The sequence below is a fragment of the Pseudomonas spartinae genome (assembly GCF_965197125.1).
Classification (GTDB): Bacteria; Pseudomonadota; Gammaproteobacteria; order Pseudomonadales; family Pseudomonadaceae; genus Aquipseudomonas; species Aquipseudomonas composti_A.
In genome coordinates this window covers 333,476-359,437 of record NZ_CBDAMB010000002.1, presented here as the reverse complement: position 1 = coordinate 359,437, position 25,962 = coordinate 333,476, and the positions used below count along the sequence as shown (strand labels likewise).

Here is a 25,962-nt window from a genome sequence, read left to right as displayed (position 1 = left end):
CTTAGGCGGCCGCAATCCGCAAGTCCCATCGCCAAGGAGTCATTCCATGAGCAGCAAGACCGCACAACTCAATGAACTGATCGAAATCACCCGTGACGGCAAGCGTTTCTACGAGCACGCTCACGAAGAGGTCAAGGACATCCGCCTGCAGGCGCTGTTCCGTGACATGGTGCGAGCCAAGACCGAAGTGATCGACGCCCTCAGCGTCAAGGTCGCGGCCAACCAGAGCGAGCCGGCGTCCGGTGGCACCATGCTGGGCAAGATGCGCCAGATGTATGCCGATACCCGCGCCACGCTGGCCAAGGATGAAGATGCCACCTACGTCGCCCAGTTGGAGGAAGCCGAGGACCGCATCCTGCACGCCTTCGAGGACGCCCTGGAGGATTCGGACAATGATGTCCGTGCGCTGCTGGCAGTGGAGATGCCCAAGGTGCGTGCCTGCCATGACCGCATGCGCGCGCTGAAGCAGAACATGCAGTAATAGCTGCTGCGCTGTTCCGAGCCCCTGCACGCGATGCGTGCGGGGGCTTTTTATTGGGGCTGGGCAGGCCGGACTGGCAAGCTTGTGTGCGTATTGCTCACTGGCTTAGCACTATCCGTTAGCGCGTCGTCTGAACGTTTGGGTTGCGCCCCTTACGGGCGCCACACCTTTCTTGCTTGCCCAAGAAAGGTGTGCCAAAGAAGGGCACCCCGACATCCGGGTTTCGCTGCGCGAAACTTCCCTCGCTCCGATGCTGCTCCGGGGCCGGCTTACAAGGGCCATCCATGGCCCTTTAAGCCTCTCGCCGCATCCATGCGGCTCATCCCCCTACGCAACACCTCCGCTCGGCCTCCTGAAGGGGACCGGACCGCGAGCTTGCGAAATCTCCGGAAGATCAAAGTCGGTAGCGTTTGGCTTTTGCTCTTGAAGTGCGATCTCACAGACGACGCCCAAGTCCCCTTCAGGAGGCCGAGTGGAATCGCCACGTAAGGGGTTGAGCGACATGGATGTCGCGAGAGCTGCGATGGGCCAGGGATGGCCCTTCGCAGCGTGCCCCTGGAGTGGTGATGGAGCGAGGGAACCCCGGCGCAGCCGGGGCTGGATGGTGGGGTGCCCTTCTCTTTGGTTACTTTCTCTTGGGCAAGCAAGAGAAAGTAACTCGCCCGTAAGGGGCGAAACCTAAACGTTCAGACGACGCGCTAACGGATAGTGCCAGCACCGAAAGCACACACTTATTTGCCAGTCCGGTATCCCCCGCACTTCCCCCAACCCATGCGAAGCGCTTTTGTCAGCCACACCCGAAACTCGTCGACGTTCATTTAACTGTCACATTCGTTTCATAGAGTAGTCACGTGGCCTGCAGATACTTGGGCCCGTTCCATCCAACACTATCCTGCTAGGAGCAAGGCATGAAACTGAAGCGTTTGATGGCGGCCCTGACTTTCGCCGCCGCTGGCGTAAGCGCCGTATCTGCTGTAGCCGCCGTCGACCCGGCTCTGCCGAACTACGAAAAGACTTCCGGTGTGTCGGGCAACCTGTCCAGCGTCGGTTCCGACTCGCTGGCCAACCTGATGACCCTGTGGGCAGAAGAGTTCAAGAAGAACTACCCCAACGTCAACATCCAGATCCAGGCCGCCGGTTCTTCCACCGCGCCACCCGCGCTGACCGAAGGCACCGCCAACATGGGCCCGATGAGCCGTCCGATGAAGGACAGCGAAATCCAGGCTTTCGAAGAGAAGTACGGCTACAAGCCGACCGCCGTTCCGGTAGCCATCGATGCCCTGGCGGTATTCGTGCACAAGGACAACCCGGTCAAGTCGCTGACCATGCATCAGGTCGATGCGATCTTCTCCAGCACTCGTCTGTGCGGTGAAGACAAGGACCTGAAAACCTGGGGTGACGTTGGTCTGACCGGCGAGTGGGCGAGCAAGCCGATCCAGCTGTTCGGCCGTAACTCGGTATCCGGCACCTACGGTTACTTCAAGGAAGAAGCGCTGTGCAAAGGCGACTTCCGCTCCAACGTCAACGAGCAGCCGGGTTCGGCTTCCGTGGTGCAGTCGATCTCCAGCACCCTGAACGCCATCGGTTACTCGGGTATCGGCTACAAGACCTCCAGCGTTCGCGCCGTGCCGCTGGTCGACAAGAACGGTCAGGTCGAAGAAGCCAACGAAACCAACGCGCTGTCCGGCAAGTACCCGCTGGCTCGCTTCTTCTACGTTTACCTGAACAAGGCGCCGAACCAGCCGCTGAGCCCGCTGGACGCCGAGTTCGTCAAGCTGGTGCTGTCCAAGCAGGGTCAGGAAGTGGTGGTCAAGGATGGTTACATCCCGCTGCCGTCCAAAGTGGTCGAGAAGACCATGAAGGAGCTGGGCCTGTAATTTCAGAGCCTGACGATGTCGGCCAACTGATTTTCATCTGACGGTCGGCACTGCCCGCCACTCCTTGTGAGTGGTGGGCTTCGTCATGTCAGGCGACTGTAACCTTTCTGTCATACAAGCTCGCTAGATTGACAAGCCTGGACAGCCCTATGCGCTGCACTTGAGCCCGCGCAGAGACTTCTCGCATGAATGACTTGGCAAACGAATCCGTGAATCGCTCACAGAACCCGCTGGGGATCGATTTCAACACCCCCGCCCTGCAACGCAAGCGTCGCCTGCGTGCCCTCAAGGACCGCATGGCGCGCTGGTACGTCTCGGTCGGCGGCCTGGCCGTGCTCGGTGCGATCACCCTGATCTTCTTCTACCTGGCGCATGTGGTGCTGCCCATGTTCCAGGGCGCCGAACTCGATGCCCGCAAGGTGCAGCAGCCTGCCTGGCTGGCGGATGCTCCGGCGCCGCTGATGCTGGCTATCGAGGAGCAGAACCAGGTGGCCATGCGCCTGGACGCCAGCGGGGCGGCGCAGTTCTTCGATCTTAAGAGTGGCGAAGCGCTGCAGCGCGTACAGCTGCCGTTGCCGGCAGGCGTCAGCGTAGCTTCTGTGGCGCAGGACCAGCCGGGCAGTCGCCGCGTGGCGTTGGGCCTGAGCAATGGCCAGGCGCTGGTCATCCAGCACAACTACAAGATCACCTACCCGGACAACGTGCGCACCATCGCGCCGAGGATCGACTATCCCTACGGCGAGACGCCGATCGAGGTCGATCCGCAGGGCCGCCCGCTCGAGCATGTGGCGCTGAACCTCAATAGCGGCACGCTGATGCTGGCCGGCTCCACCGGAACCGAATTGCACCTGATCAGTCTCGGTCGCGAGGAAAACCTGTTCACCGGTGAAGTGAGCGTCAGCGAGGAACGCATCGACCTGCCGCAGATCGGTGCGCCGATCAATCAGTTGATCCTCGACCCGCGCCAGCTGTGGCTGTACGTCCTCAACGGCGACTCCAACGCCGATGTCTTCGACCTGCGCAAGCGCAGTCTGAACGGCCACTACGAGCTGCTCAAGGGCGGTTCCAATCGCGTGACCAGCGCCACCAGCCTGCTCGGTGGCATCTCGATCATGATCGGCGATGCCAAGGGCGGCATTCAGCAGTGGTTCATGGTGCGTGACAAGGACGGCAAATCCACCTTCCAGTCGATCCGCAGCTTCCAGCTGGGCAGCAGCGCGGTCACCCAGATTCTTCCCGAAGAGCGCCGCAAGGGCTTCATGGCGCTCGACGAAAGCGGCCTGCTTGGCATCTTCCACAGCACCGCGCACCGTACCCTGCTCAAAGAGCAGGTCGCCGAGGGCAAGGCCATTGCCGCCCTTTCGCCGCGTGCCACCCGTGTGCTGGTGGAGTCCGATGGCAAGCTGCAGCGTTTCGTGGTCGACAACCCGCACCCGGAGATTTCCTGGAGCTCGCTGTGGGGCAAGGTCTGGTACGAGAGCTATCCGGAGCCTGACTACGTCTGGCAGTCGACGTCCGCCAACACTGACTTCGAAGCCAAGCTGAGCCTTTCGCCGCTGGCCTTCGGTACCCTCAAGGCGGCCTTCTACGCCATGCTGCTGGCTGCACCGCTGGCTGTGGCAGCGGCGATCTACACCGCCTACTTCATGGCGCCGCGCATGCGCACCAAGGTCAAGCCGGTGATCGAGCTGATGGAGGCGTTGCCGACGGTGATTCTCGGCTTCTTCGCCGGTCTGTTCCTCGCGCCGTTCCTGGAGAACCACTTACCCGGAATCTTCAGCCTGTTGTTGCTGACGCCTGTAGGTATCCTGGCGTTCGGCTTCCTGTGGACCAAGCTGCCCGAGTCGGTGCGCCACCGCGTACCCGAAGGCTGGGAAGCTGCGCTGCTGATTCCGGTGGTGATCGCCGTGGGCTGGTTCTCCATCGCCATCAGCGGTCATCTGGAAAACTGGCTGTTCGGCGGCAACATGCGCCTGTGGCTGTCCAACGACCTGGGCATTCCCTTCGACCAGCGTAACGCCCTGGTAGTTGGCCTGGCGATGGGCTTCGCGGTGATCCCGAACATCTACTCGATCGCCGAAGACGCCGTGTTCAGCGTACCCAAGAGCCTGACCTTCGGCTCGCTGGCGCTCGGCGCGACGCCCTGGCAGACCCTGACCCGCGTGGTGATCCTCACCGCCAGCCCCGGCATCTTCTCGGCGCTGATGATCGGTATGGGCCGCGCGGTGGGCGAGACCATGATCGTGCTGATGGCCACCGGCAACACGCCGATCATGGACGTCAACATCTTCGAAGGCATGCGCACCCTGGCGGCCAACGTCGCCGTGGAAATGCCCGAGTCGGAAGTCGGCGGCACCCACTACCGCGTGCTGTTCCTGGCGGCGCTGGTGTTGCTGCTGTTCACCTTCGTGATGAACACCCTGGCCGAGCTGATCCGTCAGCGCCTGCGCACCAAGTATTCGAGCCTGTAAAACATGGCCTGCGCAGCAGGCCCAACTGATGACCCTCGCCCATTTATGGGAGAGGGTGCCCGCAGGGCGGGAGAGGGTGGCGTGACATCACCAGCCCTCGCCCCCGACCCCTCTGCCGCAAGCGGGAGAGGGGAGGTAAAGAACGATTTCATTCAAGGTGTGATGCCGTGAAACAGAACAACCTGAAATCCTGGTACAAGAGCGGCGCTCCGGGCGTTTGGATGAGCGGCGGGGCTGTAGCCATCGCCATCATCATGACCCTCGGCCTGCTGGCGGTGATCGCCACGCGCGGTCTGGGGCACTTCTGGCCGGCGGATATCATCGAGGCCGACTATCAGGTGCCGGGGCAGGAAGCCCGTGTGATCCTGGGTGAGGTGGTCCAGGCCGAGGAAGTGCCGCGCGCTCGTCTGGCCGCGGCCGGCTTGCCGGTCGCCGAGGCAGGCGGGGAGTTCATGACCCGTGAGCTGCTCAAAGTGGGTAACCGCGAGCTGTTCGGAGCCGACTTCACCTGGGTGGTGGGCGAGTGGCTGAGCAACACGCGCACGCCGGCCAACGTCACCGTGCTGGAGCGCCGCGAATGGGGCAACTTCTACGGCAACCTGGTCAACGTCAAGGAAAGTGGCCAGGTCGTGGCCGAGGGCGACGCCGCCTGGCCGGCGTTGCAGGAGCGCCTGGACCGCGTCGACGGCCTGCATGCGCAACTGGTACGTCTGGAGAAGCGTGACATCGGTCGCATCAACCACGGCCTCGAACGTATTCGTCTCGAGGGTCGCAAGCTGCAGCTGCAGGGCAAGCTGGACGCTGCCGCGCAGGCCAGCATGGATGCCCGCCGCGATGCGTTGAACGAAGAGTACAAGGTGCTCGAAGAGCGCATGGTGGCGCTGACCCAGCAGATCAATCGTGACAGCGTGACCCTGACGGCCAGTGACGGTCGCCAGACCGAGATCGCCCTGGGCAAGATCGTTCGTGCCTATCGTCCGAACGCCATGGGCATCGTCGACAAGCTCGGCTTCTACGGCATGAAGCTGTGGGAGTTCGTCAGCGACGAGCCGCGTGAAGCCAACACTGAAGGTGGCATCTTCCCGGCAATCTTCGGCACCGTGCTGATGGTCATGCTGATGGCGGTGATCGTCACCCCATTCGGCGTGATCGCTGCGGTATACCTGCGTGAATACGCGCACCAGGGTGCACTGACCCGGGTCATTCGCATCGCGGTGAACAACCTGGCCGGCGTGCCGTCGATCGTCTACGGCGTATTCGGCCTGGGCTTCTTCGTCTACGTGCTGGGCGGCTCGATCGACCGCCTGTTCTTCCCCGAGTCAGCACCTGCGCCGACCTTCGGTACACCGGGCCTGATGTGGGCCTCGCTGACCCTGGCGATCCTCACCCTGCCGGTGGTCATCGTCGCCACCGAGGAAGGCCTGGCGCGTATTCCGCGTGCAGTACGTGAAGGTTCGCTGGCGCTTGGCGCGACCAAGGCCGAGACGCTGTGGAAGGTGGTGATTCCGATGGCCAGCCCGGCGATGATGACCGGTCTGATTCTCGCCGTGGCACGTGCCGCTGGCGAGGTGGCACCGCTGATGCTGGTGGGTGTGGTGAAACTGGCACCGACCCTGCCGCTCAACGGCAACTACCCTTACCTGCACCTGGATCAGAAGATCATGCACCTGGGCTTCCACATCTACGACGTCGGCTTCCAGAGCCCCAACGTCGAGGCCGCACGCCCGCTGGTCTATGCCACTGCGCTGCTGCTGGTGATCGTCATCGCCCTGCTCAACCTGACCGCGGTCTATATCCGTAACCACCTGCGCGAGAAGTACAAGGCGCTGGATCACTAACGCAGCTACGAGTCGCGCACCGCCGGTGCGCAGCTTGCAGCTTGTAGCTACGAACGGAGTGAGTTTATGCAACACGAAGCCCATACCCACGGTATCGATCTGGCCGCCCTCGGTCGCGACAAGCAGAGCCTGAGCCTGGCCAACGAGACCACGGCCATCGAAGTGCCGGGTCTGAACCTGTACTACGGCCAGAAACAGGCGCTGTTCGACGTCAAGATGGAGATTCCCAAGCAGCGCGTGACCGCCTTCATCGGCCCGTCCGGCTGCGGCAAGTCGACCCTGCTGCGTACCTTCAACCGCATGAACGACCTGGTCGACGGTTGCCGCGTGGAAGGCGAGATCAACATCGATGGCCGCGACATCTACCGCAAGGGCGAGGATGTGGCCGAGCTGCGTCGCCGCGTCGGCATGGTGTTCCAGAAGCCCAACCCCTTCCCCAAGAGCATCTACGAGAACGTGGTGTATGGCCTGCGCATCCAGGGCATCAACAGCAAGCGCGTGCTCGACGAGGCGGTGGAATGGGCGCTCAAGAGCGCGGCGCTGTGGGACGAGGTCAAGGACCGTCTGCACGATTCGGCGCTGGGCCTGTCCGGTGGTCAGCAGCAACGTCTGGTGATCGCCCGTACCGTGGCGGTGCAGCCGGAAGTGCTGCTGCTCGACGAACCCTGCTCGGCACTCGACCCGATCTCCACGCTGAAGGTCGAAGAGCTGATCTACGAGCTCAAGAGCAAGTACACCATCGTCATCGTCACCCACAACATGCAACAGGCGGCGCGCGTTTCCGACTACACCGCGTTCATGTACATGGGCAAGCTGATCGAGTTCGGTGACACCGACACCCTGTTCACCAACCCGGCCAAGAAGCAGACAGAAGACTACATCACCGGTCGCTATGGCTAAGGCCATGGCAAATACTCCCTGGCTTTGTCGGGCGCCGTACTGTCAGTGCACGCCCTTCGCGCCAGAGAGCATTTTCCAAGGGCCTTAGTGCTGAAACTCAACGTGTAGGGTGCGTTGTGCGCACCATGGCCAACCAAGCCGGCAGCTTTCGCGGAGCGAAACATGATCAACAAAGACAACCTTACTCAGCACATCTCCCAGCAGTTCAACGCCGAACTGGAAGAAGTGCGCAGCCATCTGCTGGCCATGGGCGGCCTGGTGGAAAAGCAGGTCAACGACGCCGTCACCGCGCTGATCGAGGCCGACTCCGGCCTGGCCCAGCAGGTGCGCGAGATCGATGACCAGATCAACCAGATGGAGCGCAACATCGACGAGGAATGCGTGCGCATCCTCGCCCGTCGCCAGCCGGCGGCCTCCGACCTGCGCCTGATCATCAGCATCTCCAAGTCGGTAATCGACCTCGAGCGCATCGGCGACGAGTCGACCAAGATCGCCAAACGCGCCATCCTCCTCAGCGAGGAAGGCGAGGCGCCGAAGGGCTACGTGGAAATCCGCCACATCGGTGACCAGGTGCGCAAGATGGTGCAGGACGCCCTCGACGCCTTTGCCCGGTTCGATGCCGACCTGGCCCTGGCGGTCGCCCAGCATGACAAGACCGTCGACCGCGAATACAAGACCGCGCTGCGCGAACTGGTCACCTACATGATGGAAGATCCGCGTTCGATCTCCCGCGTACTCAACGTGATCTGGGCGCTGCGCTCGCTGGAGCGCATCGGCGATCACGCACGCAACATCGCCGAACTGGTGATCTACTTGGTGCGTGGCACCGACGTTCGCCACATCGGCCTGACCCGTATGCGTGAAGAGGTCGAAGGCAAGTCCAGGGACTGACGCCTGCTGTATGCCAACGGCCCGGGCTTTCCCGGGCCGTTTCGTTTGCGCGATTTGTTGTACGTCCGACGTTTTCCGTTGGCCTTAGGCCAGTGGCCGTGACTATGCTTAGTGCCATTCGTACAGGAGTGGCCGATGAGCAAAGTTAGTGTGCTGGTGGTGGATGACGCGACCTTTATCCGTGATCTGGTCAAGAAAGGGCTGCGTGATCACTTCCCCGGCGTACAGATCGAGGAAGCGATCAATGGCCGCAAGGCCCAGCAGATGTTGAGCCGTCAGGTGGTCGATTTGATTCTCTGCGACTGGGAAATGCCTGAGATGTCCGGCCTCGAACTGCTGACCTGGTGCCGCGAGCAGGACAGCCTGAAAACCACGCCCTTCATCATGGTCACCAGCCGTGGTGACAAGGAAAACGTGGTGCAGGCGATCCAGGCCGGCGTCTCCGACTACATCGGCAAGCCCTTCTCCAACGAGCAGTTGGTGACCAAGGTGAAGAAGGCCCTGAGCCGTGCCGGCAAGCTGCAGGCGCTGGTCGCCAGCGCGCCCCCGAAGATGCTCAGCTCCGGCGGTTTCGCCAACGATTCGCTGGCCGCGCTCACCGGCGGCAAGGCCGAGGTGGTCAAACCCAGCGCTCCGACGCCGGCACCTGCCGCCGCGCCTGCTGCCAGCGCCGCACCGGCGCCGGCTGCCGCAAGCAAGGCGCCGGCCGGTCGTGGTCAGGGCCAGTTGCGTCTACCGAGTGGCAGCACCGCCTGCGTGATCAAGGCGCTGAGCCTCAAGGAGGCGCTGCTGGTGGTCAGGCGCGCTGAACCGCTACCGCAAGTGCTGGAAAGCGCGGTGCTCGATCTAGAGCAGGGCGAAGCGGCGGAAACCGCGCGACTCAACGGCTATCTGCACGCGGTGGCGGCCTTCGAGCCCAAACCCGATAGCGAATGGCTGCAGCTGACCTTCCGTTTCGTCGACCGCGACCCGCAGAAGCTCGACTACCTGTCACGCCTGATCGCCCGCGGCACCGCGCAGAAGCATTTCAGCCCCGGCGCCTGATGGCGGCGCCTTGCGCTCTACCAGCGTTCAGGAAACCTGGCGTGGACCGACCGGTGACGGTGAGCCGGTTCACAGCCTGACGGCCGGTACCTCGCATGTGCCGTGCTGCGCTGCTAGTCTTCCTAACCCGGATGTCAAAAAGCCATAAGATCCGAGTCGTTATGCTAGGGCGTTTCATCATTCTCTGCAGTCTGCTGGCCGTTTGCGGCCAGGCCGCTGCGTTGACCATCTACAAGTACGTCGACAAGAACGGCGTGGTGACCTATAGCGACCAGGCCGCACCTGGTGCGCAGGTGTTCGTCTTCAACGACCGCATGGTCGAGCGCCTGGACAATCAGGTGAAGCTGGAAACCAAGAAGCACGAAGCCGGCGAAACCCTGCTGGTGCGTAACGACCTCTATGCCCCGGTGGAAATCGAGCTGAAGCTCGAACAGGTACAGAACGCCATCGGCGCGCCGGAAAAACCGATTCGCTGGGTGTTGCCGCCGCGCAGCAATATCCGTCTGGCGACCCTCACCGCGCAGGACACCTCCAAGCCACTGCGCTACAAGCCCAGGTTGCGTTACGCCCTCGGCGACCCACGCCTGCAGCCGAGCATCCATCGCTATCCGCTGCCCTGGCGCGGCGGCCCCTTCCGCCAGACCCAGGGCGCCAACGGCACCTACAGTCACTTCACCGCCAAGGGCCGCTACGCGGTGGATATCGCCATGCCCGAAGGCACCCCGATCGTCGCCGCGCGCGCCGGCGTGGTGGTGAAAACCGAGAACCAGCAAAGCGGACGCGGCAACAACCCGGCCGGCAACTTCGTGCGCATCCTGCATGACGACGGCACCATGGGCGTCTACCTGCACCTGATGAAAGGCTCGGTCAGCGTCCGCGAAGGCCAGCGCGTGGAGACTGGCAGCTTGCTGGCGCGCTCCGGCAACACCGGCAACAGTACCGGCCCGCACCTGCATTTCGTGGTGCAGCGCAACGTCGGCCTGGCGGTCGAATCCATTCCCTTCAGCTTCCGTCAGCCGGTCAATAGCCTGCCTAACTTCGCCGTCGGCGGCGAATAAGCGGCAGGTTTTGGAAGGCTTCAGTTGCGCTTACTCAAGTCGCGGCTAAAGCCCCTCCCACGATTCGGCGCGGTCTTCTTTCCCGCCTTTCCCTTAAGCCATGGCGCTGCTGTGTCGCCTGGGTAAGAAGCACGTCCGTCTTTTGCGCGATGCGGGCGGAAGCAGGTCTTCCGCTCGTCGTTCGTTGCCCAGTGAGCGGAAAGGATCTTTCACCTGGCGGTTCTCGGAAACCCCTCTAGATCAAGGGTTTCAGCTGTTGGCACCGCTATTGCTATCTCTCAGGAAAACGGGTGTCCGACTATGGCTATCGACTCAGATTACGTTCAAAGCATGGCGACCCAGCTGGCCCAGTATGAAGTTCAGGGCCAGTTGGCCAAGGCCAATCGCAACGAGGCGGCATACAAGGCGCAGCTAGGCGCTCTGACCACCCTGGACACCGCATTGAAGACCTTCAAGACGGCTGCCAGTGGCCTCAAGCTGGCTGGCAGCAGCATGTTGGTCAACAGTGCGAGCTTCAGTCAGGAAGGCTATGCCAGCGCCACCGTAGGCACCAAGGCTGTGGCCGGCAGTTACGACTTCTTCGTTCAGCAGCTGGCCAGCAAGAGCCAGGTGGCCTTGCAAGGCCTGCAGGACGGCAGCCTGGGCAGCGGTAGCCTGACCATCGGCCAGGGCGGCGACTCGTTCAATATCGACCTCGGCTCCGTCGCCACCCTCGACGAACTGGCCGCGGCCATCAATGGCGCCGATGGCAATAGCGGCGTCAAGGCGACGCTGGTGCGCAGCAATGGCCAGGTCAACCTGGTGCTGACCAGCGAGAAGACCGGTGCCGACCAGGCCATCAACCTGAGCGCTGCGGGCAACGGCGCATTCGAGGGCGCGGTCGCCGCGCGTCAGGAGCTCTCGGTCGCCAAGGATGCCATCGTGCGTCTTGGCGGCGAGGCGGGCATCGAGCTGACCAGCACCAGCAACACCTTCGATAACGTCATCGACGGCGTCAGCCTGACCTTCAACAAGACACACAAGAGCGGTGACGCACCGCTGACCATGGAGGTTGGCCAGGACCAGAAAGCCACCAAGGAGAAGGCGCAAACCTTCGTCAGCGCTTTCAACGCGCTGATGACCAGTTTCGACACGCTCACCGCCAGTGGCGGCGAGAGTGGTACCCGTGGGGTCCTGGCCGGTGATGCCAGCATTCGGGCTATCGAGAGCATGCTCAACCAGCTGGTGCGCACGTCCTTCGGCGGCGTCAGCCTGACCGAGTTCGGCATGGTCGCTGACCGCAACGGCAAGTTGACCATCGACAACGCCCGCTTCGAGAAGGCCGTGGCCGCCAATCCGGAAGGCTTCGAGAAGCTGTTCACCGACAAGGGCAACCTGCTCGACACCCTGGACAAGAACCTGGCGGTTTACACCAGCAGCGCCGGTGGCCTGCTGAGTAACCGCAAGGACACCCTCAACAGTCAGCTGCGGCGTGTCGATCAGCAATTCGACACCATCCAGAAGCAGTACGACTCCTACTACAGCCGCTATCTCCGTCAGTACACCAGTCTCATGCAGACCATGGCGGCGATGGAGCAGACCTACGGAATGTTCTGATGAGTGCCTACAACTTCAACGAAAGTTACGACAGCTATCGCACCGTGGACCTCGAGGCACGCGCCGCCTCGGCCTCGCCATACGAGCTGGTGCTGGTGCTGTTCGACGGCCTGCTCGATGAGCTGGCGCGTGCCCGTGGCCATATCGAGGCCAAGCGCTATCAGCAGAAAGGCCAGTCGCTGGAGAAGTGCCTGAACATCCTCAACGGCCTCAATGGCGCCCTCGATTACGAGAACGGCGGTGAGCTGGTACAGGGCCTGGCACGGCTCTACGACTACTGCATCTATCGCCTCTCCGACGTCAGCGTCAGCCTCTCGCTGGAAGGGCTGGATGAAGTGGTCGGCCTGCTCGGCGTGCTGCGTGAAGGCTGGGAAGGCGTGAATGCAACGCGCAAGTGAATTGCGTGCGCTGCAGCAGTTGCACGGCCAGCTGGCCGAAGCCCTGCAGCAGGGCGACTGGGCGCGACTCGGCGAGATCGATTCGCTGATCCGCACCTGCCTGAAGCTGCTGGCCGGGCTGCCGAGCCTCAGCGACGAGGTGCGCGAGGCCAGGGAGCAGTTGCGGCAGTTGCACGGGCAGGCGCGTATCGCCTGCGCCGAGGAATGCGAGCGGGTGCGTCGGCTGTTGCTGACGCACCTGGAATACGCCGAAGGGCGCAGCGCCTACATGCGCGTCGATCTGTACCAGGGTGGGAGATAAAGGGTGCTGCAACCGATCAATAGCAACGCTCAGGTCAACCTGAACGAGGCCGCCGGGCAGGAGCTGCCGGCTGGCTTCGCCCAGGCTCGGAGTAGCGCCGACGCGTCAGCGACCTTCGATCTGCAGCTGGCCGTGCAGGCGTTCAGCGTCGCCGAGGTACAGGCCCCGCTGGGTGAAGATGGCGCTCCTGCTGCGTTCACTCTCAGTGAGGCCGATGCCGAACAGTGGCTGGCCAGCGTGCTGAACCAGCAGGCGGCGCGTATCGAGGCCCGCGAATCGCCGGAGACGGCAGCGCATGAGCGCACGCATCAAGAAGAACAGGCCGAAGCCGTCGCACAATCGCCAGTCGCACCGCTAGGCCTGCCGCAGCTGTTGCCGCGCGAGCAACTGCTGGCTGATTCAGCGCCTGTGGCGTCAGTGGCCGGTCAGCGCGCAATGCTCCCGACGACTCAGACCCTGGCTGCTCCGGCCACGCAGATGCCCGTCGAGGCCATGCTTCAGGCAGCCTTGCCAGCCGCTGCGAGCGACACGATCGATGCGACCACCCTGGAGCGACTGCCGAGCACGGCTGCCGAAGGCGACCGGTCCGCGCCAGTGACGGCCACCTCCAGCCAGGCGACGCCTGCACCGCTGACTGCCGAGCGCCACCTCAAGCTACAGGCGCCGCAGGCGCAGTGGGGGGAGCAGATGCTGGCCAGTCTGCGTGAGCATGTCGACCTGCAGATCAATCAGCGCATCCAGAACGCGACCATCCGCCTCGACCCTCCGGAGCTGGGCAGCCTGGAAATCTTCCTCAGCCACGAATCCGGCCGTCTGAGCGTGCAGCTGTCGGCCGCCAATGCCGATGTCGCCCGCCTGCTGCAGCAGACCAGTGAGCGCCTGCGCCAGGAGCTGGTCGGGCAGAACTTCGTGCAGGTCAATGTGCAGGTCTCTGCCGATGCCCAGGGCGGCCGCCAACAGGGCCAGCCGCGTCAGGCCTGGCCCGCAGAAGAGCCGGTGCAGGCCGCGAGTGTGGCTGCATCAGGCCGCGAGCGCGGCAACCCGGATTCCACCAGCGACGTGCTGGTCACCGTTTAACCCTTTGCAAGTGGATCGAGAATCAACCATGACCATGCCGCGCATCATCCTGTTGCTGCTGATCTTCAACACCCTGGTGGTGATCGGCGGTAGCGTCTTCAACTACGCGATGCTGCGCTCGATGCAGTCCGGGCAGCCGCTGCTCGGTCTGTCCACGGGCAGTGGCGAGGCCGAGGAAGCGACCAGCGAATACCGCTTCTTTCCCATCGAGAAGGTCATCGTCAGCCTGAAGGGCGAAAGCCGCGAGCACTACTTCGTGCTCGACCTGGTGCTGCAGGCCGACCTCGAAACCGATCCCAAGAAGCTCGAGCAGATCGATCCGATGGTGCGCAATTCGGTGGTCGCCCACCTGTCCGCGATGACCTTCGAGAGCCTGCGCGCGATGCCCATCCCCGAATTGCAGGGCAAGCTGGAAAGCGCGCTGTTCGATGACTTCGCCAGCAAGAAGCTGGCGATACCCTTCGCCAACGTGCTGGTCAGCAAGCTGATCGTCCAGTAGAGAGCAGGGCCTGCCCATGAACGCCAACTGCGCCGTCGACTACCGCTATGCCGCCGAACAGGGCGGTGCCGCGCTGTTCGCCCCCGGAGCCGAGCAGAAATGGCTGCTGCAGTACCTGCCGCTGGTCAAACGCATCGTCAGCCAGCTGGCGTTGCAGGCCAACCAGGTGCTCGATCGCGAGGACATGGAGCAGATCGGCCTGATGGGCCTGCTCGACAGCCTGCGCCGCTACGGCACGCCGGACGAGCAGTTCGGTCGCTTCGCCGCGCTGCGCGTACGCGGCGCGATTCTCGACGAGCTGCGTCGCCAGGACTGGCGCCCGCGTCAGGTGCGCCAGCAGACCCACAGGATTCGCGATGCCATCCGCCAGCTGGCGCGGCAGTTGGGCCGCGCGCCGCAGGAAGAGGAAATTCTCCAGGCCGCCGGCATCAGTGCCAAGGACTACCAGGAGTTCCTCCAGGCCGACGCCTGCGAGGCCATCGAGAGCCTCGACGAGCTGCTGCAGAACGGTCATGAGGGCTTCGCCTGTGGCGCCAGCGGCGTCGAGGATCGCGTGCTCAAGGAGCGCCTGCTGGCCCAGGCACTGAGTCAGCTCAGCGAGCGTGAGCGGCTGGTGCTGACCCTTTACTACCAACACGAGCTGAGCCTCAAGGAAATCGCCCTGGTGCTGGAGCTGAGCGACGCCCGCGTCTGCCAGCTGAGCAAGCAGGCGATCGCCAAGGCCAGCCGCTACCTGAACGAGAGAGGCTAGGGTGCAGAAGTTATTAGGTGCATTGATCATCGTCGCCTGCGTGCTCGGGGGCTACGTCATGGCCCATGGCGAGCTGGCCATGCTCTGGCAGCCGGCCGAGGTGATCATCATCGTCGGCGCAGGCTTTGGCGCCCTGGTGGTGGCCAACCCCAAGGACGTGCTGATCGAGATGCTGCATCAGATCAAGGGTGTGTTCGTCTACAAGAAGCGCGGCGAGGAGTTCCAGCGCCAACTGCTGATGCTGCTCTATGAGCTGCTGGAGATGGTCGACGTCGGCGGTCTCAAGGTGCTCGACGCGCATATCGAGGAGCCGGAGCAGAGCGATCTGTTCGCCAAGTACCCGTTGATCCGTCAGGAAAAGAACCTGATGGCCTTCATCGCCGACAACTTCCGCCTGATGGCCATGGGCAAGATCAGCGCGCACGAGCTGGAGGGCTTTCTCGAGCAGGAACTGGAGGCCATGGAGCATGTGCTGCTGCAGCCTTCGCGTTCGCTGCACAAGATCGGCGAAGCCATGCCGGGCTTCGGCATTCTTGCGGCGATCCTCGGCATCGTCATCACCATGGGCAACATCGGCGGCTCGGTAGCCGAGATCGGCGCCCACGTGGCGGCAGCGCTGGTCGGCACCTTCCTCGGTATCTTCATGTGCTATTGCGTGATGGAGCCGCTGTCGAGCGCCATGGGGCAGTGCATCAAGACCGAGATGTCGGCGCTCGAATGCGTGCGCACCACCCTGGTTGCGCATGTCGCCGGCAAGCCCACGCTGCTGGCGGTGGATGCCGGGCGCAAGCTGATCGAGCAGGACGTCAAACCGGCCTTCAAGCAGTTGGAGGTCTGGGTCAACCGTTACGAAGATGAAAGGGACGCTGCATGAAACCGCGCGGCGGCGAAGGCCACGAGATCATCATCAAGCGGCGTGGCAAGAAAGGTGGCCACGACGAGCATGGCGGTGCCTGGAAGGTGGCCTTCGCTGACTTCACCATGGCCATGATGGCGTTGTTCATGGTGCTGTGGATCATCCAGCCGCAGACCCAGGATGCCAGCCGCGCCAATGCCGATATGCTGAACAACCCGTTGGTCGATGGTGGCGCCGGCATCTTCGACGGGACCAGCACCACGCCGCTGGACCTCGATGGCGTGCCGGTGCAGGTCGCCCCGCGTCGCGACCCCGAGAACCGTGCACGCACGCCGCAGGAAGATCCTGGCGCGGCCCTGGGCGAGGGCCAGCCCGGCGAGCCGCGGCGCCCGCACTTTGCCGAGCCGCTGCAGATGCAGGAGCTGGCCAAGCTGATGGAAGAGCTGGCGCTGCAACTGGATGCCGAGGCCAATATCGAAGTCCAGGTGGTACCGCAGGGTCTGCGCATCCTGATCAAGGATGACCAGCAGCGCTTCATGTTCTCCCGCGGCAGCGCCCGTCTCGATCCACATTTCGAAAAGCTGCTGCAGCGTCTGGCCGGCATTCTGGGGCGGGTGGAAAACCATCTGATCATCAGTGGCCACACTGACTCCATGCCCTATCGCGGCGTGGTCGGCGGCTACAACAACTGGAACCTCTCCGGTGACCGTGCGCTACGGGCGCGCAATGTGCTGGTCGAGGCTGGCCTGCCGACCGGCCACGTGCTGCAGGTGGCCGCCCAGGCCGACGGCATGCCCCTTCTGCCGGATGACCCGGAGAACGGTGCCAACCGGCGAATCGAGCTGCTGCTGCTGACCAGCCAGGCCGAAGGCCTGTACCGCGAGTTGTTCGGTGAGGCGCAGGTGCGGGCGGAATATCGAAGCGATGGCGCCCGTTTCAGTGCGCCGGACGCCTGACATGTGCCCGTTACAGGTGCTTAGCGCCGGGAGCGGGGCAATAGATCTGGCGCGTTTCCAGGGCGTAGAGGCAGTCGTTGAAGCGGGTCAGGCGAATGGTCGAGCCCTTGTGCCGGCCATAGAGCAGATTGAACACCAGCTCGTCATCGGTTTCGCTGGACAGTCCGGTGACCTGGCCGTCCCTGACGCGCAGGCGGTAGTTGCCGAGAAAGCCGTAATCCACCACGCCCGAGGTCTCCAGAATACTCGCGCCCTGACGGGTCATGGCGTAGAAGCGGCCGTTGCTGACCTGCAGGCTGTGGCTGATGTCCAGCACCTGGCCGTTGCTCAGTTGCACCTGGCCGCTGGACTGGTAGCGGCCATCGAGCTCGGTGCTGGACATGAAGCTCAGCCACAGGGCGAGCATGCCCAGCAACATCGCAATGGCCATGGCCAGTACGCTCAGCAGCCAGCCTCGGCGCAGTCCTCGGTGCATGCAGGAGGTCATGGCAGGCACCTGCTCAGCTGGGCGTCGGCCACCTGGTCGAGCTGGCTTTCGTGCAGCATCAGTGAGCGCACCGAGCCGTTATCTTGCTGGCAGAGCAGTTCGTAGAAGTCTCCGCGCAGGCTCAGTAGCAGATGGCTGGGTTTGTGCGCCAGCGCCGTCAGGCGACTGGTCAGGCCGTGAGTCTGCAGGATCAGTTGCTGCAGCCGTTGCGGGTCTCGATCGATGTACTGCACGTTGAGTGTGCCCAGGTTCATTTCGCTGCTGTGCAGATCCTCCGGTTTGCTGATCTGCTGGAGGAAGAGGAACTGGCCGATGCCCAGCACGCTGAACAGCGAGAGCAGCATGACCCAGGACGCGCGCTGGGTGCCATGACGATGCAGGAAGGCCGGTTGCGGCGGGTTTTGCTCGGCCGGATCGGCCACCTCGCCGATGTCGTCGATATTCGGTGGGTAGACCAGGTAATTGGGGTTGAGCAGGTAGCCTCGGCGCGGCAGGGTCTGGATGATTTCGCGACTCTTCTCGTCGCCGAGTACCTGGCGCAAGGTGTAGACCTGCTGATTCAGGCTGCCCTGGCCGACCACGCGATCAGCCCAGGCATGGCTCATCAGCTCTTCCCGCGACACCACTTCACCGGGTTCCTGCAGCAGGCGCTCGAGCAGGCGACTGCCGGAGTAGCCGAGATCGATCTTCTCCTCGATGCCGCCTTTGACCAGGGTGAGCTGGTACAGCGCTGGGTAGAAGTGCGCATAGCAGTCGCTGCGCCCGGTCTTGATGATCAGGCAGGCGATGCTGCTTCCCGGCTCGGCGGGTGGCGTATCGGCGCGGGAGTTCATGCGGTCCTTGAGGCGAATGGCATTCCGTTGGGAAAAATCCGGGGCGATAGGTGGTCGGCATTCTGGCGCCAGAAAAATGCAGTCGCAAGTCTTGTGCCAGCGATGGCTAGCCTGTAGCGACCTTGGCAGTCGCCCATGAGTCGATACTCGTCGGGCTTGGAACGCGCCGCAGAGGGTTGCCGGAACCTGGACGAGCATGCGCCATCGGCGTGACGGTTGATCGCGAGCCGGAAGCAGGAGCGCTGGCCGAGCGGCCATGAGAAACGCCCCGCAGAGGCGGGGCGTAGAGGGGTGGCGCAGTCCGTTGCGCCCGGATGACGCGGGATCAGCCCAGTAGGGACATGACCATGCCCGGCATCTGGCCGGCTTGCTTGAGCATGGAGATGCCGGACTGCATCAGCATGGAGTTCTTGCTCATGTTGGCACTTTCCTTGGCGAAGTCGGCATCCATGATGCGACCCTTGGCCATGTCGGTGTTGTCCTTCATGTTGTTCAGGTTGTTGGCGGTGTGGTTCAGGCGGTTGATGTTTGCACCAAACTGGGCACGCAGTTCGCCGATGCTGTCCAGCGCGTCGCTCAGAGTGTCGATCATGCCGTTGGCCGCGGTGCCGTCGGCGCCGGCGATCTCGGTGCCCGGAGTGGTGCTGTCCGGCGTAGCGTACTGAGCGGACAGGCCGTCCAGAGCGGTGGCCAGGTCGCCCAGCGGGGTGGTGACGTCCAGGGTCAGGGTCTCGGCGGCACTGGCGCCGATCTGGAAGTCCATGGCTGCGCCAAACTTGCCGGCGGTGCCGTCGGTAGTGGTGCCGTCGCTGAACAGGTTCTCGCCAGCGTACTTGGTGTTCTTGACGATGTTGCCCAGTTCCTGACCCAGTTGGTCGTACTCGGATTGCATCGCGTCGCGGTCTTTTTCGCTGGCAGTGGCGTTGGCCGCCTGGGTGGCCAGGTCTTTCATGCGCTGGACGATGTCGGTCATCTCGGTCAGCGCGCCTTCGGCGGTCTGCAGCAGGGAGACGGAGTCACCGGTGTTGCGGATGGCTACATCCATACCGCGCGATTGAGCGTTCAGGCGGGTGGCGATCTGCAGGCCAGCAGCGTCGTCGGCGGCGGAGTTGATGCGCAGGCCGGTGCCCAGGCGCTGCTGGTTGGTGCCCAGAGCGTTGTTGGTCTTGCCGAGGTTGGTCTGGGTGATCAGCGAGGAATAGTTGGTATGAATCGACAGAGCCATGATGATGTTCCTTCAGTTGAGTGAAGCTGGCTGTGATTGCCTGCTGTAAGTGAAGGGCGACCGGCTTATGGCGCTGATTAAATGGCGCTGAGGTTTTTTTCGCTGTCCGGCCAGTGGCCGCTCTGGCACGGGACGTCGGCCAATGAAAAACGGCGACCCTGGGGTCGCCGTTGTGTTGAAAAGCAGGCGTGATCAGCCGATTTCGATCATCTCGAAATCCATCTTGCCAACGCCACAGTCGGGGCATAGCCAGTCTTCCGGCACGTCTTCCCAGCGGGTGCCGGGAGCGATGCCGTCATCCGGCCAGCCCTGGCTCTCGTCGTAAATCAGTCCACAGACCACGCATTGCCACTTCTTCATATAACCCTCAGGCGTATCTCACGGTAGTGCGCGACGAACGCTACCGTAATTGCACCGATGCGCCAAGCAGGCGGGCGACGATCGTCGCCCGCCAGAGGCCAACCAAAGTAGGGTCATCCCGCGGCCAGCAGTGGGTCGCTGATGCCCATGACGTACATGCTGACCAGCGCGATACAGCCCGCAGCAGCGAGGTAGTAGAGCGTCGGCAGGATGGTTTTGCGCAGGGTGATGCCTTCGCGTCCCAGCAGGCCGACCGTCGCCGAGGCCGCCACCACGTTGTGGATGGCGATCATGTTGCCCGCTGCCGCCCCCACCGATTGCAGCGCCACCATCATCGCCCCGGATACACCCAGCAGCTCGGCAGCGTTGAACTGGAACTGCGACAGCATCAGGTTGGACACCGTGTTGGAACCAGCGATGAACGCGCCCAGCGCGCCCACGGCCGGGGCGAAGAACGGATAGATGCTACCGACGCTGTCGGCCACCAGTTGCGCCATGGCCACCGGCATCGAAGCCAGGTCGCTGCCATTGACCCCCGAGTTGATCAGGATACGCACCATGGGAATGGTGAAGATCAGCACGAAGCCGGCGCCGAGCAGGGTCTTGCTCGATTCGCCTACCGCCGCCTTGAGCTCGGAGAAGCGCATGCGATGGAGGAAGAAGGTCACCAGCACCACCATGCACAGGATGCCCCCCGGCAGGTACAGTGGCTCGATGGTGCCGGATACGCCGGTCTCACCGAGGATGTCCTTCCAGCCGAAGCTCAGGCTCATCAGCGCGGCCTTGAGTTCGGGGAAGATCCGCGACAGCACCAGGAACACCGCCAGCAGCAGGTACGGCGCCCAGGCCATGGGCACCGAGATCGGCGCCTTGCCGGCCACGTCGTCGAGTTTCATCTCGATCTTGCCCATCCACTCGGCCGGCCAGTCCTTGGCATCGGCGAAGTCCCAGGTCTCTTTCGGCAGCAGGAAGCCGGCCTTGGCTGCCGGTACCACGATGGCCAGGCCAACCAGGGCGCCGATCATCGAGGGGAATTCCGGGCCGAGGAACACGCCGGCCGCCATGTACGGCAGGGAGAAGGCGAAGGCGGTGAAGATGGCGAACGGCGCGATGGCCAGGCCTTCTTTCCAACTGCGGTTCTTGCCGAAGAAGCGGGTCATGATCATCACCATGATCAGCGGCATCAGCAGGCCGATCACGCCATGGGTGATGGCCACCCGCGAGTAGATCAGATGGAAGAAGGTCTCCCAGGTGCTGCCGGTGGCCACCAGCTGTTCGGTGATGCCGGTCCTGTCCAGGCCGGCGCCGACACCCACCAGGATCGGGGTGCCCACCGCGCCGAAGGATACCGGCGTGGATTGCACCATCATGCCCAGCACCACGGCGGCCAGGGCCGGGAAGCCGAGGGCGACCAGCAGCGGTGCGGCGACGGCGGCCGGGGTACCGAAGCCGGAGGCGCCTTCGATGAAGCAGCCGAACAGCCAGGCGACGATCAGCGCCTGCACGCGGCGATCCGGGCTGATATTGGAGAAGCCCCGGCGAATCGCCGCAATACCGCCAGAGTGCTTGAGCGTGTTCAGCAGCAGGATCGCGCCGAAGATGATCCACAGGATCGAGGCCGTGAGAATCAGCCCCTGCAGGCTGGAGGCGATGACCCGGTTGAGGGACATATCCCAGGCCAGCAGGCCGATCAGGGCGGTGAGGACGAACACCAGCGGCATCGCGTACTTGGCTGGCCAGCGAAAGCCGATCAGCAGCACACCCGCTAGCACCAGCGGCACGAAGGCCAGGATGGACAGCAGCGTTTGACTCATGGGTTGGTTCCTTCTTTTTCTTGTGAACCACAGTTTTCCGGGGCTTACCCGGCGCCACGCATCTGGAAGGGCCGGGCGCCACGGCACCGACCTTTCCGTGAGCCGCGACGGCTGGGATCTCCAGCGTCGCGCTCATGCCCGAAAGCCCCGACGGCCAGAAGCCGTCAGGGCTTGGTACTGCTCAGTGGGAGGGGCTGGGCGGTATCCCGCTTCAGCCGCGAGCTGTTTGTAGTGGGTTTGTCGCGGCTGAAGCCCCTCCCACAGTCGTTCAAACCTCCTCTTTGAAGCGCAGACGCCAGGCGTGCAGCAGCGGCTCGGTGTAACCGGACGGCTGCTCGCGGCCCTTGAACACCAGATCGCTGGCGGCGCGGAAGGCGTGCGATTGCTCGAAGTTCGGTGCCATAGGCCGGTAGGCCGGATCGCCGGCATTCTGTCCGTCGACCACCTGGGCCATGCGCTGCAGCGTCTCGCGCACCTGGGCCTCGTTGACCACGCCGTGGTGCAGCCAGTTGGCGATGTGCTGGGCGGAGATGCGCAGGGTGGCGCGGTCTTCCATCAGGCCGACGTTGTGGATATCCGGCACCTTGGAGCAGCCCACGCCCTGTTCGACCCAGCGCACCACGTAACCGAGGATGCCCTGGCAGTTGTTGTCCAGCTCCTGCTGGATGTCTTCGGCGCTCCACGGCCGCTCGGCGCTGACCGGCACGCTGAGCAGGTCACCGAGCAGGCTGTCGCGCTGGCTGGCCAGGTCGATCAGTTCCAGCTCGCTCTGCACCGCCTGCACGTCGATCTGGTGGTAGTGCAGGGCGTGCAGCACGGCGGCGGTTGGCGACGGCACCCAGGCGGTGTTGGCGCCGGCTTTCGGATGGCCGATCTTCTGTTCGAGCATGGCCGCCATCAGGTCCGGCATGGCCCACATGCCCTTGCCGATCTGCGCCTTGCCACGCAGCCCGCAAGCCAGGCCGACCAGCACGTTGTTGCGCTCGTAGGCCTGGATCCAGGCGCTGGACTTCATGTCGCCCTTGCGCAGCATGGCGCCGGCTTCCATCGCCGTGTGCATCTCGTCGCCGGTGCGGTCGAGAAAGCCGGTGTTGATGAAGGCCACCCGCGCGCTGGCCGCCTCGATGCAGGCCTTGAGGTTGACGCTGGTACGTCGCTCCTCGTCCATGATGCCCATCTTCAGGGTGTTGGCCGGCATGCCCAGCAACTGCTCGACGCGGCCGAACAGTTCGTTGGCGAAGGCCACTTCGAACGGGCCGTGCATCTTCGGTTTGACGATATAGACGCTGCCGGTGCGCGAGTTGCCGCGGCGCTGCAGGTCATGCAGAGCGATCAGGCTGGTGACCACGGCATCGAGGATGCCTTCGGGGATCTCCTGGCCTTCGCCGTCGAGAATCGCCGGGTTGCTCATCAGGTGACCGACGTTGCGCACGAACAGCAGCGAGCGGCCGTGCAGGGTCAGTTCGCTGCCATCGGCTGCGGTGTAGACGCGGTCCGGGTTGAGGCGACGGGTGATGCGCTTGCCGCCTTTTTCCATTTCCTCGGCCAGATCACCCTTCATCAGGCCCAGCCAGTTGCGGTAGACCACCACCTTGTCGGCTGCGTCGACGGCGGCCACCGAGTCCTCGCAGTCCATGATGGTCGACAGCGCCGCTTCCATCAGCACGTCCTTCACGCCTGCGCCGTCGGTGCGGCCGATGGCGCTGCCCGCGTCGATCTGGATCTCGAAGTGCAGGCCGTTGTTCTTCAGCAGCACGGCGCTCGGTGTGGCGCCATCGCCCTGGTGGCCGAGGAATTTTTCCGGCTGCGCCAGGGAAGTTTGCGCGCCGCCGTTCAGGGTCACCTGCAACTGGCCGGCGACCACGGTGTAAGCGCTGGCGTCGGCGTGCGAGCCCTGGGCCAGCGGCGCGGCCTGGTCGAGGAAGGCGCGGGCGAAGGCGATCACCTTGGCGCCACGGACTTCGTTGTAGCCGGGGCCTTTGCTGGCGCCGCCTTCCTCGCTGATTGCGTCAGTGCCGTAAAGGGCGTCGTACAGCGAGCCCCAGCGGGCGTTGGCGGCGTTCAGCGCGTAGCGCGCGTTCATCACCGGCACCACCAGCTGCGGACCGGCCTGGCTGGTGATCTCGCTGTCGACGCCTGCGGTACTCGCCTTGACCTGTTCCGGCTGCGGCAGCAGATAGCCGATGGAGCCGAGGAAGCTGCGGTAGGCGTTCATGTCACGGATCGGGCCGGGGTTGGCGCGATGCCAGGTATCCAGCTCGCTCTGCAGGCGGTCACGCTCGGCCAGCAGGGCGCGGTTGCGCGGCGCCAGGTCATGCACCAGGGCGTCCAAGCCGTTCCAGAAGGCCGCAGCCTCGATACCGCTGCCGGGCAGCACTTCGTTGTCGATGAACTGCTTGAGCTCGGCGGCTACCTGCAGACGCTGGCATTGCACGCGTTCGGTCATTTTCCTGTTCTCCTGTCTGCATCCGGTTGCCTGGGATGCCTATGAATTTCGTCTCGCCTCAATCAGTCCCCTCTCCCGCAAGCGGAAGGGGAGAAAACGATGCGCGCTGCTTACAGCGCTGCGATACCTGCCTTGGCCACCTGCGCGTCCTGTTCGGCCTTGACCCCGGACACGCCCACGGCGCCGACTACCTGGCCTTCGACCATGATCGGTACACCGCCTTCCAGCGAGGTGATCAGTGGCGCGCTGAGGAAGGCGCTGCGCCCGCCGTTGACCATGTCCTCGTAGCCCTTGGTTTCGCGGCGGCCGATGGCGGCGCTACGGGCCTTTTCGGTGGCGATGTAGGCGCCGATGGGGGCGCAGCCGTCGAGGCGTTCCAGCGCCAGCGGGTGGCCGCCGTCATCGACCACGGCGATGGCCACGGCCCAGCCCTGTTGTTGTGCTTCGTTGCGGGCGGCCTGGAGGATCTGGGCGACTTCGGTCTGGCTGAGTACGGCTTTGCTGTGCATGGCATACCTCATATTCGTAGCTTTTCTCCCCTCTCCCGCTTGCGGGAGAGGGGCCGGGGGAGAGGGTTCAGGCTTTCAGCCCATCGCCTCTTCGACGATCTCGATCCAGTGCCTTACCGGCGTACGTCCGGCGCCGTCCAGATGGGTCTGGCAGCCGATGTTGGCGGTGACGATGGCGTCGGGCTTGCCGCTTTCCAGGGCGTTCAATTTGTTGTCGCGCAGCTGGCGTGACAGCTCCGGTTGGGTCAGCGAATAGGTGCCGGCCGAGCCGCAGCACAGGTGGCCATCCGGCACGGCGGTGAGGCCGAAGCCGAGGCGCGTCAGCACGCCTTCCACCGCGCCGCCGAGTTTCTGCGCGTGCTGCAGAGTGCAGGGGCAATGGAAGGCCAGGCGCTGTTCGGCGCGCACCTGCAGCTTTTCCAGTGCTTCGCCCTGCAGCACCTCGACCAGATCCCTGGCCAGGGTGCTGACCCGCGCTGCCTTGGCGGCGTAGGCCGAATCGTTTGCGAGCAGGTGGCCGTAGTCCTTGACGAAGGCGCCGCAGCCGCTGGCGGTCTGCACGATGGCCTCAATGCCAGCCTCGATGGCCGGCCACCAGGCGTCGATGTTCTGCCGGGCGCGTTGCAGGCCGGCTTCCTGGGCGTTGAGGTGGTAGTCGACGGCGCCGCAGCAGCCGGCTTCGCGGATCGGCGTGACGCTGATGCCGAGGCGATCCAGCACGCGCGCGGTCGCCGCGTTGGTGTTGGGCGACAGCCCTGGTTGCACGCAGCCTTCGAGCATCAGTACGCGGCGCGTGTGCTGCGTGGTCGGGCGCGACTTGGCTGGGCGCACCTCGCGCGGCAGCTTGGCCTTGAGCGCCGCCGGCAGCAGCGGGCGCAAGGCCAGGCCGGTCTGGGTCAGCGCCTTGAACAGCGCCGGGCGCGGCACCACGGCGCGCAGGCCCTGGCGCAACAGGCGCTCGTTCAGCGGCCGCGGCACCGCCTGCTCGACCACTTCGCGGCCGATGTCCAGCAGGTTGTGGTACTGCACGCCGGAGGGGCAGGTGGTCTCGCAGTTGCGGCAGGTCAGGCAGCGATCCAGGTGCTGTTGGGTCTTGGCGGTGACCTCGCCGCCTTCGAGCATCTGCTTGATCAGGTAGATGCGCCCGCGCGGGCCGTCCAGCTCGTCGCCGAGCAGCTGATAGGTCGGGCAGGTGGCGTTGCAGAAACCGCAGTGCACGCAGGAGCGCAGGATGCGTTCGGCTTCCTCGGCGCGCGGCAGGCGTTTGGCCTGTTCACTCAAATTGGTCTGCACG

24 protein-coding genes are annotated in these 25,962 nt (G+C 63.9%); 16 read left to right on the top strand and 8 right to left on the bottom strand.

Annotated features, from left to right (window positions below; all coding sequences use genetic code 11):
- Positions 1–46 precede the first annotated feature (46 nt).
- The 16 genes from ACN8M7_RS05500 (at position 47) to ACN8M7_RS05425 (ending at position 16,994) form a co-directional block, all read left to right on the top strand.
- Positions 47–481 (top strand): PA2169 family four-helix-bundle protein, encoded by a 435-nt coding sequence (locus ACN8M7_RS05500; protein ID WP_490260037.1) that lies wholly within the window; start codon positions 47–49, stop codon positions 479–481.
- Between the two features lie 908 nt (positions 482–1,389).
- The gene (locus tag ACN8M7_RS05495) at positions 1,390–2,358 is read left to right on the top strand and encodes a PstS family phosphate ABC transporter substrate-binding protein (RefSeq protein WP_490260036.1); all 969 of its coding nucleotides are present in this window, start codon (positions 1,390–1,392) and stop codon (positions 2,356–2,358) included.
- 185 nt (positions 2,359–2,543) lie between these two features.
- Entirely contained in the window at positions 2,544–4,829 is a 2,286-nt protein-coding gene (locus ACN8M7_RS05490; RefSeq protein WP_490260035.1) for an ABC transporter permease subunit, read from the top strand.
- Between the two features lie 221 nt (positions 4,830–5,050).
- Positions 5,051–6,667: a phosphate ABC transporter permease PstA gene (gene pstA / locus ACN8M7_RS05485; protein ID WP_490260295.1), complete on the top strand. Its 1,617-nt coding sequence runs from the start codon at positions 5,051–5,053 to the stop codon at positions 6,665–6,667.
- A 66-nt stretch (positions 6,668–6,733) separates the two neighbouring features.
- A complete protein-coding gene (gene pstB / locus ACN8M7_RS05480; RefSeq protein ID WP_061238983.1) occupies positions 6,734–7,567 on the top strand; it encodes a phosphate ABC transporter ATP-binding protein PstB in 834 nt (277 codons plus the stop codon).
- Between the two features lie 162 nt (positions 7,568–7,729).
- Positions 7,730–8,458, top strand: a complete 729-nt coding sequence (phoU, locus tag ACN8M7_RS05475; RefSeq protein WP_061238984.1) for a phosphate signaling complex protein PhoU — start codon at positions 7,730–7,732, stop codon at positions 8,456–8,458.
- A 135-nt stretch (positions 8,459–8,593) separates the two neighbouring features.
- Complete coding sequence (locus ACN8M7_RS05470) at positions 8,594–9,502, top strand: response regulator (protein ID WP_490260034.1); 909 nt, start codon at positions 8,594–8,596, stop codon at positions 9,500–9,502.
- Positions 9,503–9,663: 161 nt separating this feature from the next.
- On the top strand, positions 9,664–10,560 hold the full coding sequence (locus ACN8M7_RS05465) for a peptidoglycan DD-metalloendopeptidase family protein (protein ID WP_490260033.1): 897 nt from the start codon (positions 9,664–9,666) through the stop codon (positions 10,558–10,560).
- A gap of 300 nt (positions 10,561–10,860) precedes the next feature.
- Entirely contained in the window at positions 10,861–12,156 is a 1,296-nt protein-coding gene (fliD, locus tag ACN8M7_RS05460) for a flagellar filament capping protein FliD (RefSeq protein ID WP_490260032.1), read from the top strand.
- Entirely contained in the window at positions 12,156–12,554 is a 399-nt protein-coding gene (gene fliS / locus ACN8M7_RS05455; protein WP_490260031.1) for a flagellar export chaperone FliS, read from the top strand. The genes fliD and fliS overlap by 1 nt, the downstream gene beginning before the upstream one ends.
- Positions 12,538–12,855: a hypothetical protein gene (locus tag ACN8M7_RS05450; RefSeq protein ID WP_061237108.1), complete on the top strand. Its 318-nt coding sequence runs from the start codon at positions 12,538–12,540 to the stop codon at positions 12,853–12,855. The genes fliS and ACN8M7_RS05450 overlap by 17 nt, the downstream gene beginning before the upstream one ends.
- A gap of 3 nt (positions 12,856–12,858) precedes the next feature.
- On the top strand, positions 12,859–13,932 hold the full coding sequence (locus ACN8M7_RS05445; protein ID WP_490260030.1) for a flagellar hook-length control protein FliK: 1,074 nt from the start codon (positions 12,859–12,861) through the stop codon (positions 13,930–13,932).
- A 28-nt stretch (positions 13,933–13,960) separates the two neighbouring features.
- Positions 13,961–14,431, top strand: coding sequence for a flagellar basal body-associated FliL family protein (locus tag ACN8M7_RS05440; protein ID WP_061237112.1), 471 nt, complete (start codon positions 13,961–13,963; stop codon positions 14,429–14,431).
- A 16-nt stretch (positions 14,432–14,447) separates the two neighbouring features.
- Positions 14,448–15,182, top strand: a complete 735-nt coding sequence (locus ACN8M7_RS05435; protein ID WP_061237114.1) for a FliA/WhiG family RNA polymerase sigma factor — start codon at positions 14,448–14,450, stop codon at positions 15,180–15,182.
- Position 15,183: 1 nt separating this feature from the next.
- Positions 15,184–16,056 carry a flagellar motor stator protein MotA gene (gene motA / locus ACN8M7_RS05430; protein WP_061237116.1) on the top strand — a complete coding sequence of 291 codons (873 nt, stop codon included), beginning with the start codon at positions 15,184–15,186 and terminating at the stop codon, positions 16,054–16,056.
- Positions 16,053–16,994: a flagellar motor protein MotB gene (locus ACN8M7_RS05425; protein WP_061237118.1), complete on the top strand. Its 942-nt coding sequence runs from the start codon at positions 16,053–16,055 to the stop codon at positions 16,992–16,994. Before motA ends, ACN8M7_RS05425 begins: the two co-directional genes overlap by 4 nt.
- Positions 16,995–17,004: 10 nt before the next feature.
- Here ACN8M7_RS05425 and ACN8M7_RS05420 read toward each other — a convergent pair whose 3' ends face one another.
- From ACN8M7_RS05420 to glcF, 8 genes are all read right to left on the bottom strand, one after another.
- On the bottom strand, positions 17,005–17,481 hold the full coding sequence (locus tag ACN8M7_RS05420) for a hypothetical protein (protein ID WP_490260029.1): 477 nt from the start codon (positions 17,479–17,481) through the stop codon (positions 17,005–17,007).
- Positions 17,478–18,314 carry a winged helix-turn-helix domain-containing protein gene (locus tag ACN8M7_RS05415; protein WP_490260028.1) on the bottom strand — a complete coding sequence of 279 codons (837 nt, stop codon included), beginning with the start codon at positions 18,312–18,314 and terminating at the stop codon, positions 17,478–17,480. The genes ACN8M7_RS05420 and ACN8M7_RS05415 overlap by 4 nt, the downstream gene beginning before the upstream one ends.
- 325 nt (positions 18,315–18,639) lie before the next feature.
- Entirely contained in the window at positions 18,640–19,539 is a 900-nt protein-coding gene (lafA, locus tag ACN8M7_RS05410; RefSeq protein WP_037004255.1) for a lateral flagellin LafA, read from the bottom strand.
- A gap of 192 nt (positions 19,540–19,731) precedes the next feature.
- Positions 19,732–19,899: a rubredoxin gene (locus ACN8M7_RS05405; RefSeq protein ID WP_003242223.1), complete on the bottom strand. Its 168-nt coding sequence runs from the start codon at positions 19,897–19,899 to the stop codon at positions 19,732–19,734.
- A gap of 113 nt (positions 19,900–20,012) precedes the next feature.
- Positions 20,013–21,713, bottom strand: a complete 1,701-nt coding sequence (locus tag ACN8M7_RS05400) for an L-lactate permease (RefSeq protein ID WP_061237125.1) — start codon at positions 21,711–21,713, stop codon at positions 20,013–20,015.
- Positions 21,714–21,981: 268 nt separating this feature from the next.
- Positions 21,982–24,159 (bottom strand): malate synthase G, encoded by a 2,178-nt coding sequence (locus ACN8M7_RS05395; protein ID WP_490260027.1) that lies wholly within the window; start codon positions 24,157–24,159, stop codon positions 21,982–21,984.
- A 110-nt stretch (positions 24,160–24,269) separates the two neighbouring features.
- On the bottom strand, positions 24,270–24,668 hold the full coding sequence (locus ACN8M7_RS05390) for a heme-binding protein (protein ID WP_490260026.1): 399 nt from the start codon (positions 24,666–24,668) through the stop codon (positions 24,270–24,272).
- A gap of 75 nt (positions 24,669–24,743) precedes the next feature.
- Positions 24,744–25,961 (bottom strand): glycolate oxidase subunit GlcF, encoded by a 1,218-nt coding sequence (gene glcF / locus ACN8M7_RS05385; protein WP_490260025.1) that lies wholly within the window; start codon positions 25,959–25,961, stop codon positions 24,744–24,746.
- Between the last annotated feature and the right edge of the window lies 1 nt (position 25,962).

Bases quoted from the DNA above. Each gene is read 5' to 3' on its own strand.
- ACN8M7_RS05425 (WP_061237118.1), top strand. From the start codon at position 16,053: ATGAAACCGCGCGGCGGCGAAGGCCACGAGATCATCATCAAGCGGCGT.
- ACN8M7_RS05440 (WP_061237112.1), top strand. From the start codon at position 13,961: ATGACCATGCCGCGCATCATCCTGTTGCTGCTGATCTTCAACACCCTG.
- ACN8M7_RS05465 (WP_490260033.1), top strand. From the start codon at position 9,664: ATGCTAGGGCGTTTCATCATTCTCTGCAGTCTGCTGGCCGTTTGCGGC.
- ACN8M7_RS05420 (WP_490260029.1), bottom strand. From the start codon at position 17,481: ATGACCTCCTGCATGCACCGAGGACTGCGCCGAGGCTGGCTGCTGAGC.
- ACN8M7_RS05490 (WP_490260035.1), top strand. From the start codon at position 2,544: ATGAATGACTTGGCAAACGAATCCGTGAATCGCTCACAGAACCCGCTG.
- ACN8M7_RS05500 (WP_490260037.1), top strand. From the start codon at position 47: ATGAGCAGCAAGACCGCACAACTCAATGAACTGATCGAAATCACCCGT.
- ACN8M7_RS05470 (WP_490260034.1), top strand. From the start codon at position 8,594: ATGAGCAAAGTTAGTGTGCTGGTGGTGGATGACGCGACCTTTATCCGT.
- ACN8M7_RS05415 (WP_490260028.1), bottom strand. From the start codon at position 18,314: ATGAACTCCCGCGCCGATACGCCACCCGCCGAGCCGGGAAGCAGCATC.
- ACN8M7_RS05390 (WP_490260026.1), bottom strand. From the start codon at position 24,668: ATGCACAGCAAAGCCGTACTCAGCCAGACCGAAGTCGCCCAGATCCTC.
- pstA (WP_490260295.1), top strand. From the start codon at position 5,051: ATGAGCGGCGGGGCTGTAGCCATCGCCATCATCATGACCCTCGGCCTG.
- fliD (WP_490260032.1), top strand. From the start codon at position 10,861: ATGGCTATCGACTCAGATTACGTTCAAAGCATGGCGACCCAGCTGGCC.
- ACN8M7_RS05400 (WP_061237125.1), bottom strand. From the start codon at position 21,713: ATGAGTCAAACGCTGCTGTCCATCCTGGCCTTCGTGCCGCTGGTGCTA.
- ACN8M7_RS05450 (WP_061237108.1), top strand. From the start codon at position 12,538: ATGCAACGCGCAAGTGAATTGCGTGCGCTGCAGCAGTTGCACGGCCAG.
- ACN8M7_RS05435 (WP_061237114.1), top strand. From the start codon at position 14,448: ATGAACGCCAACTGCGCCGTCGACTACCGCTATGCCGCCGAACAGGGC.
- ACN8M7_RS05395 (WP_490260027.1), bottom strand. From the start codon at position 24,159: ATGACCGAACGCGTGCAATGCCAGCGTCTGCAGGTAGCCGCCGAGCTC.
- ACN8M7_RS05405 (WP_003242223.1), bottom strand. From the start codon at position 19,899: ATGAAGAAGTGGCAATGCGTGGTCTGTGGACTGATTTACGACGAGAGC.
- ACN8M7_RS05495 (WP_490260036.1), top strand. From the start codon at position 1,390: ATGAAACTGAAGCGTTTGATGGCGGCCCTGACTTTCGCCGCCGCTGGC.
- fliS (WP_490260031.1), top strand. From the start codon at position 12,156: ATGAGTGCCTACAACTTCAACGAAAGTTACGACAGCTATCGCACCGTG.
- pstB (WP_061238983.1), top strand. From the start codon at position 6,734: ATGCAACACGAAGCCCATACCCACGGTATCGATCTGGCCGCCCTCGGT.
- phoU (WP_061238984.1), top strand. From the start codon at position 7,730: ATGATCAACAAAGACAACCTTACTCAGCACATCTCCCAGCAGTTCAAC.
- lafA (WP_037004255.1), bottom strand. From the start codon at position 19,539: ATGGCTCTGTCGATTCATACCAACTATTCCTCGCTGATCACCCAGACC.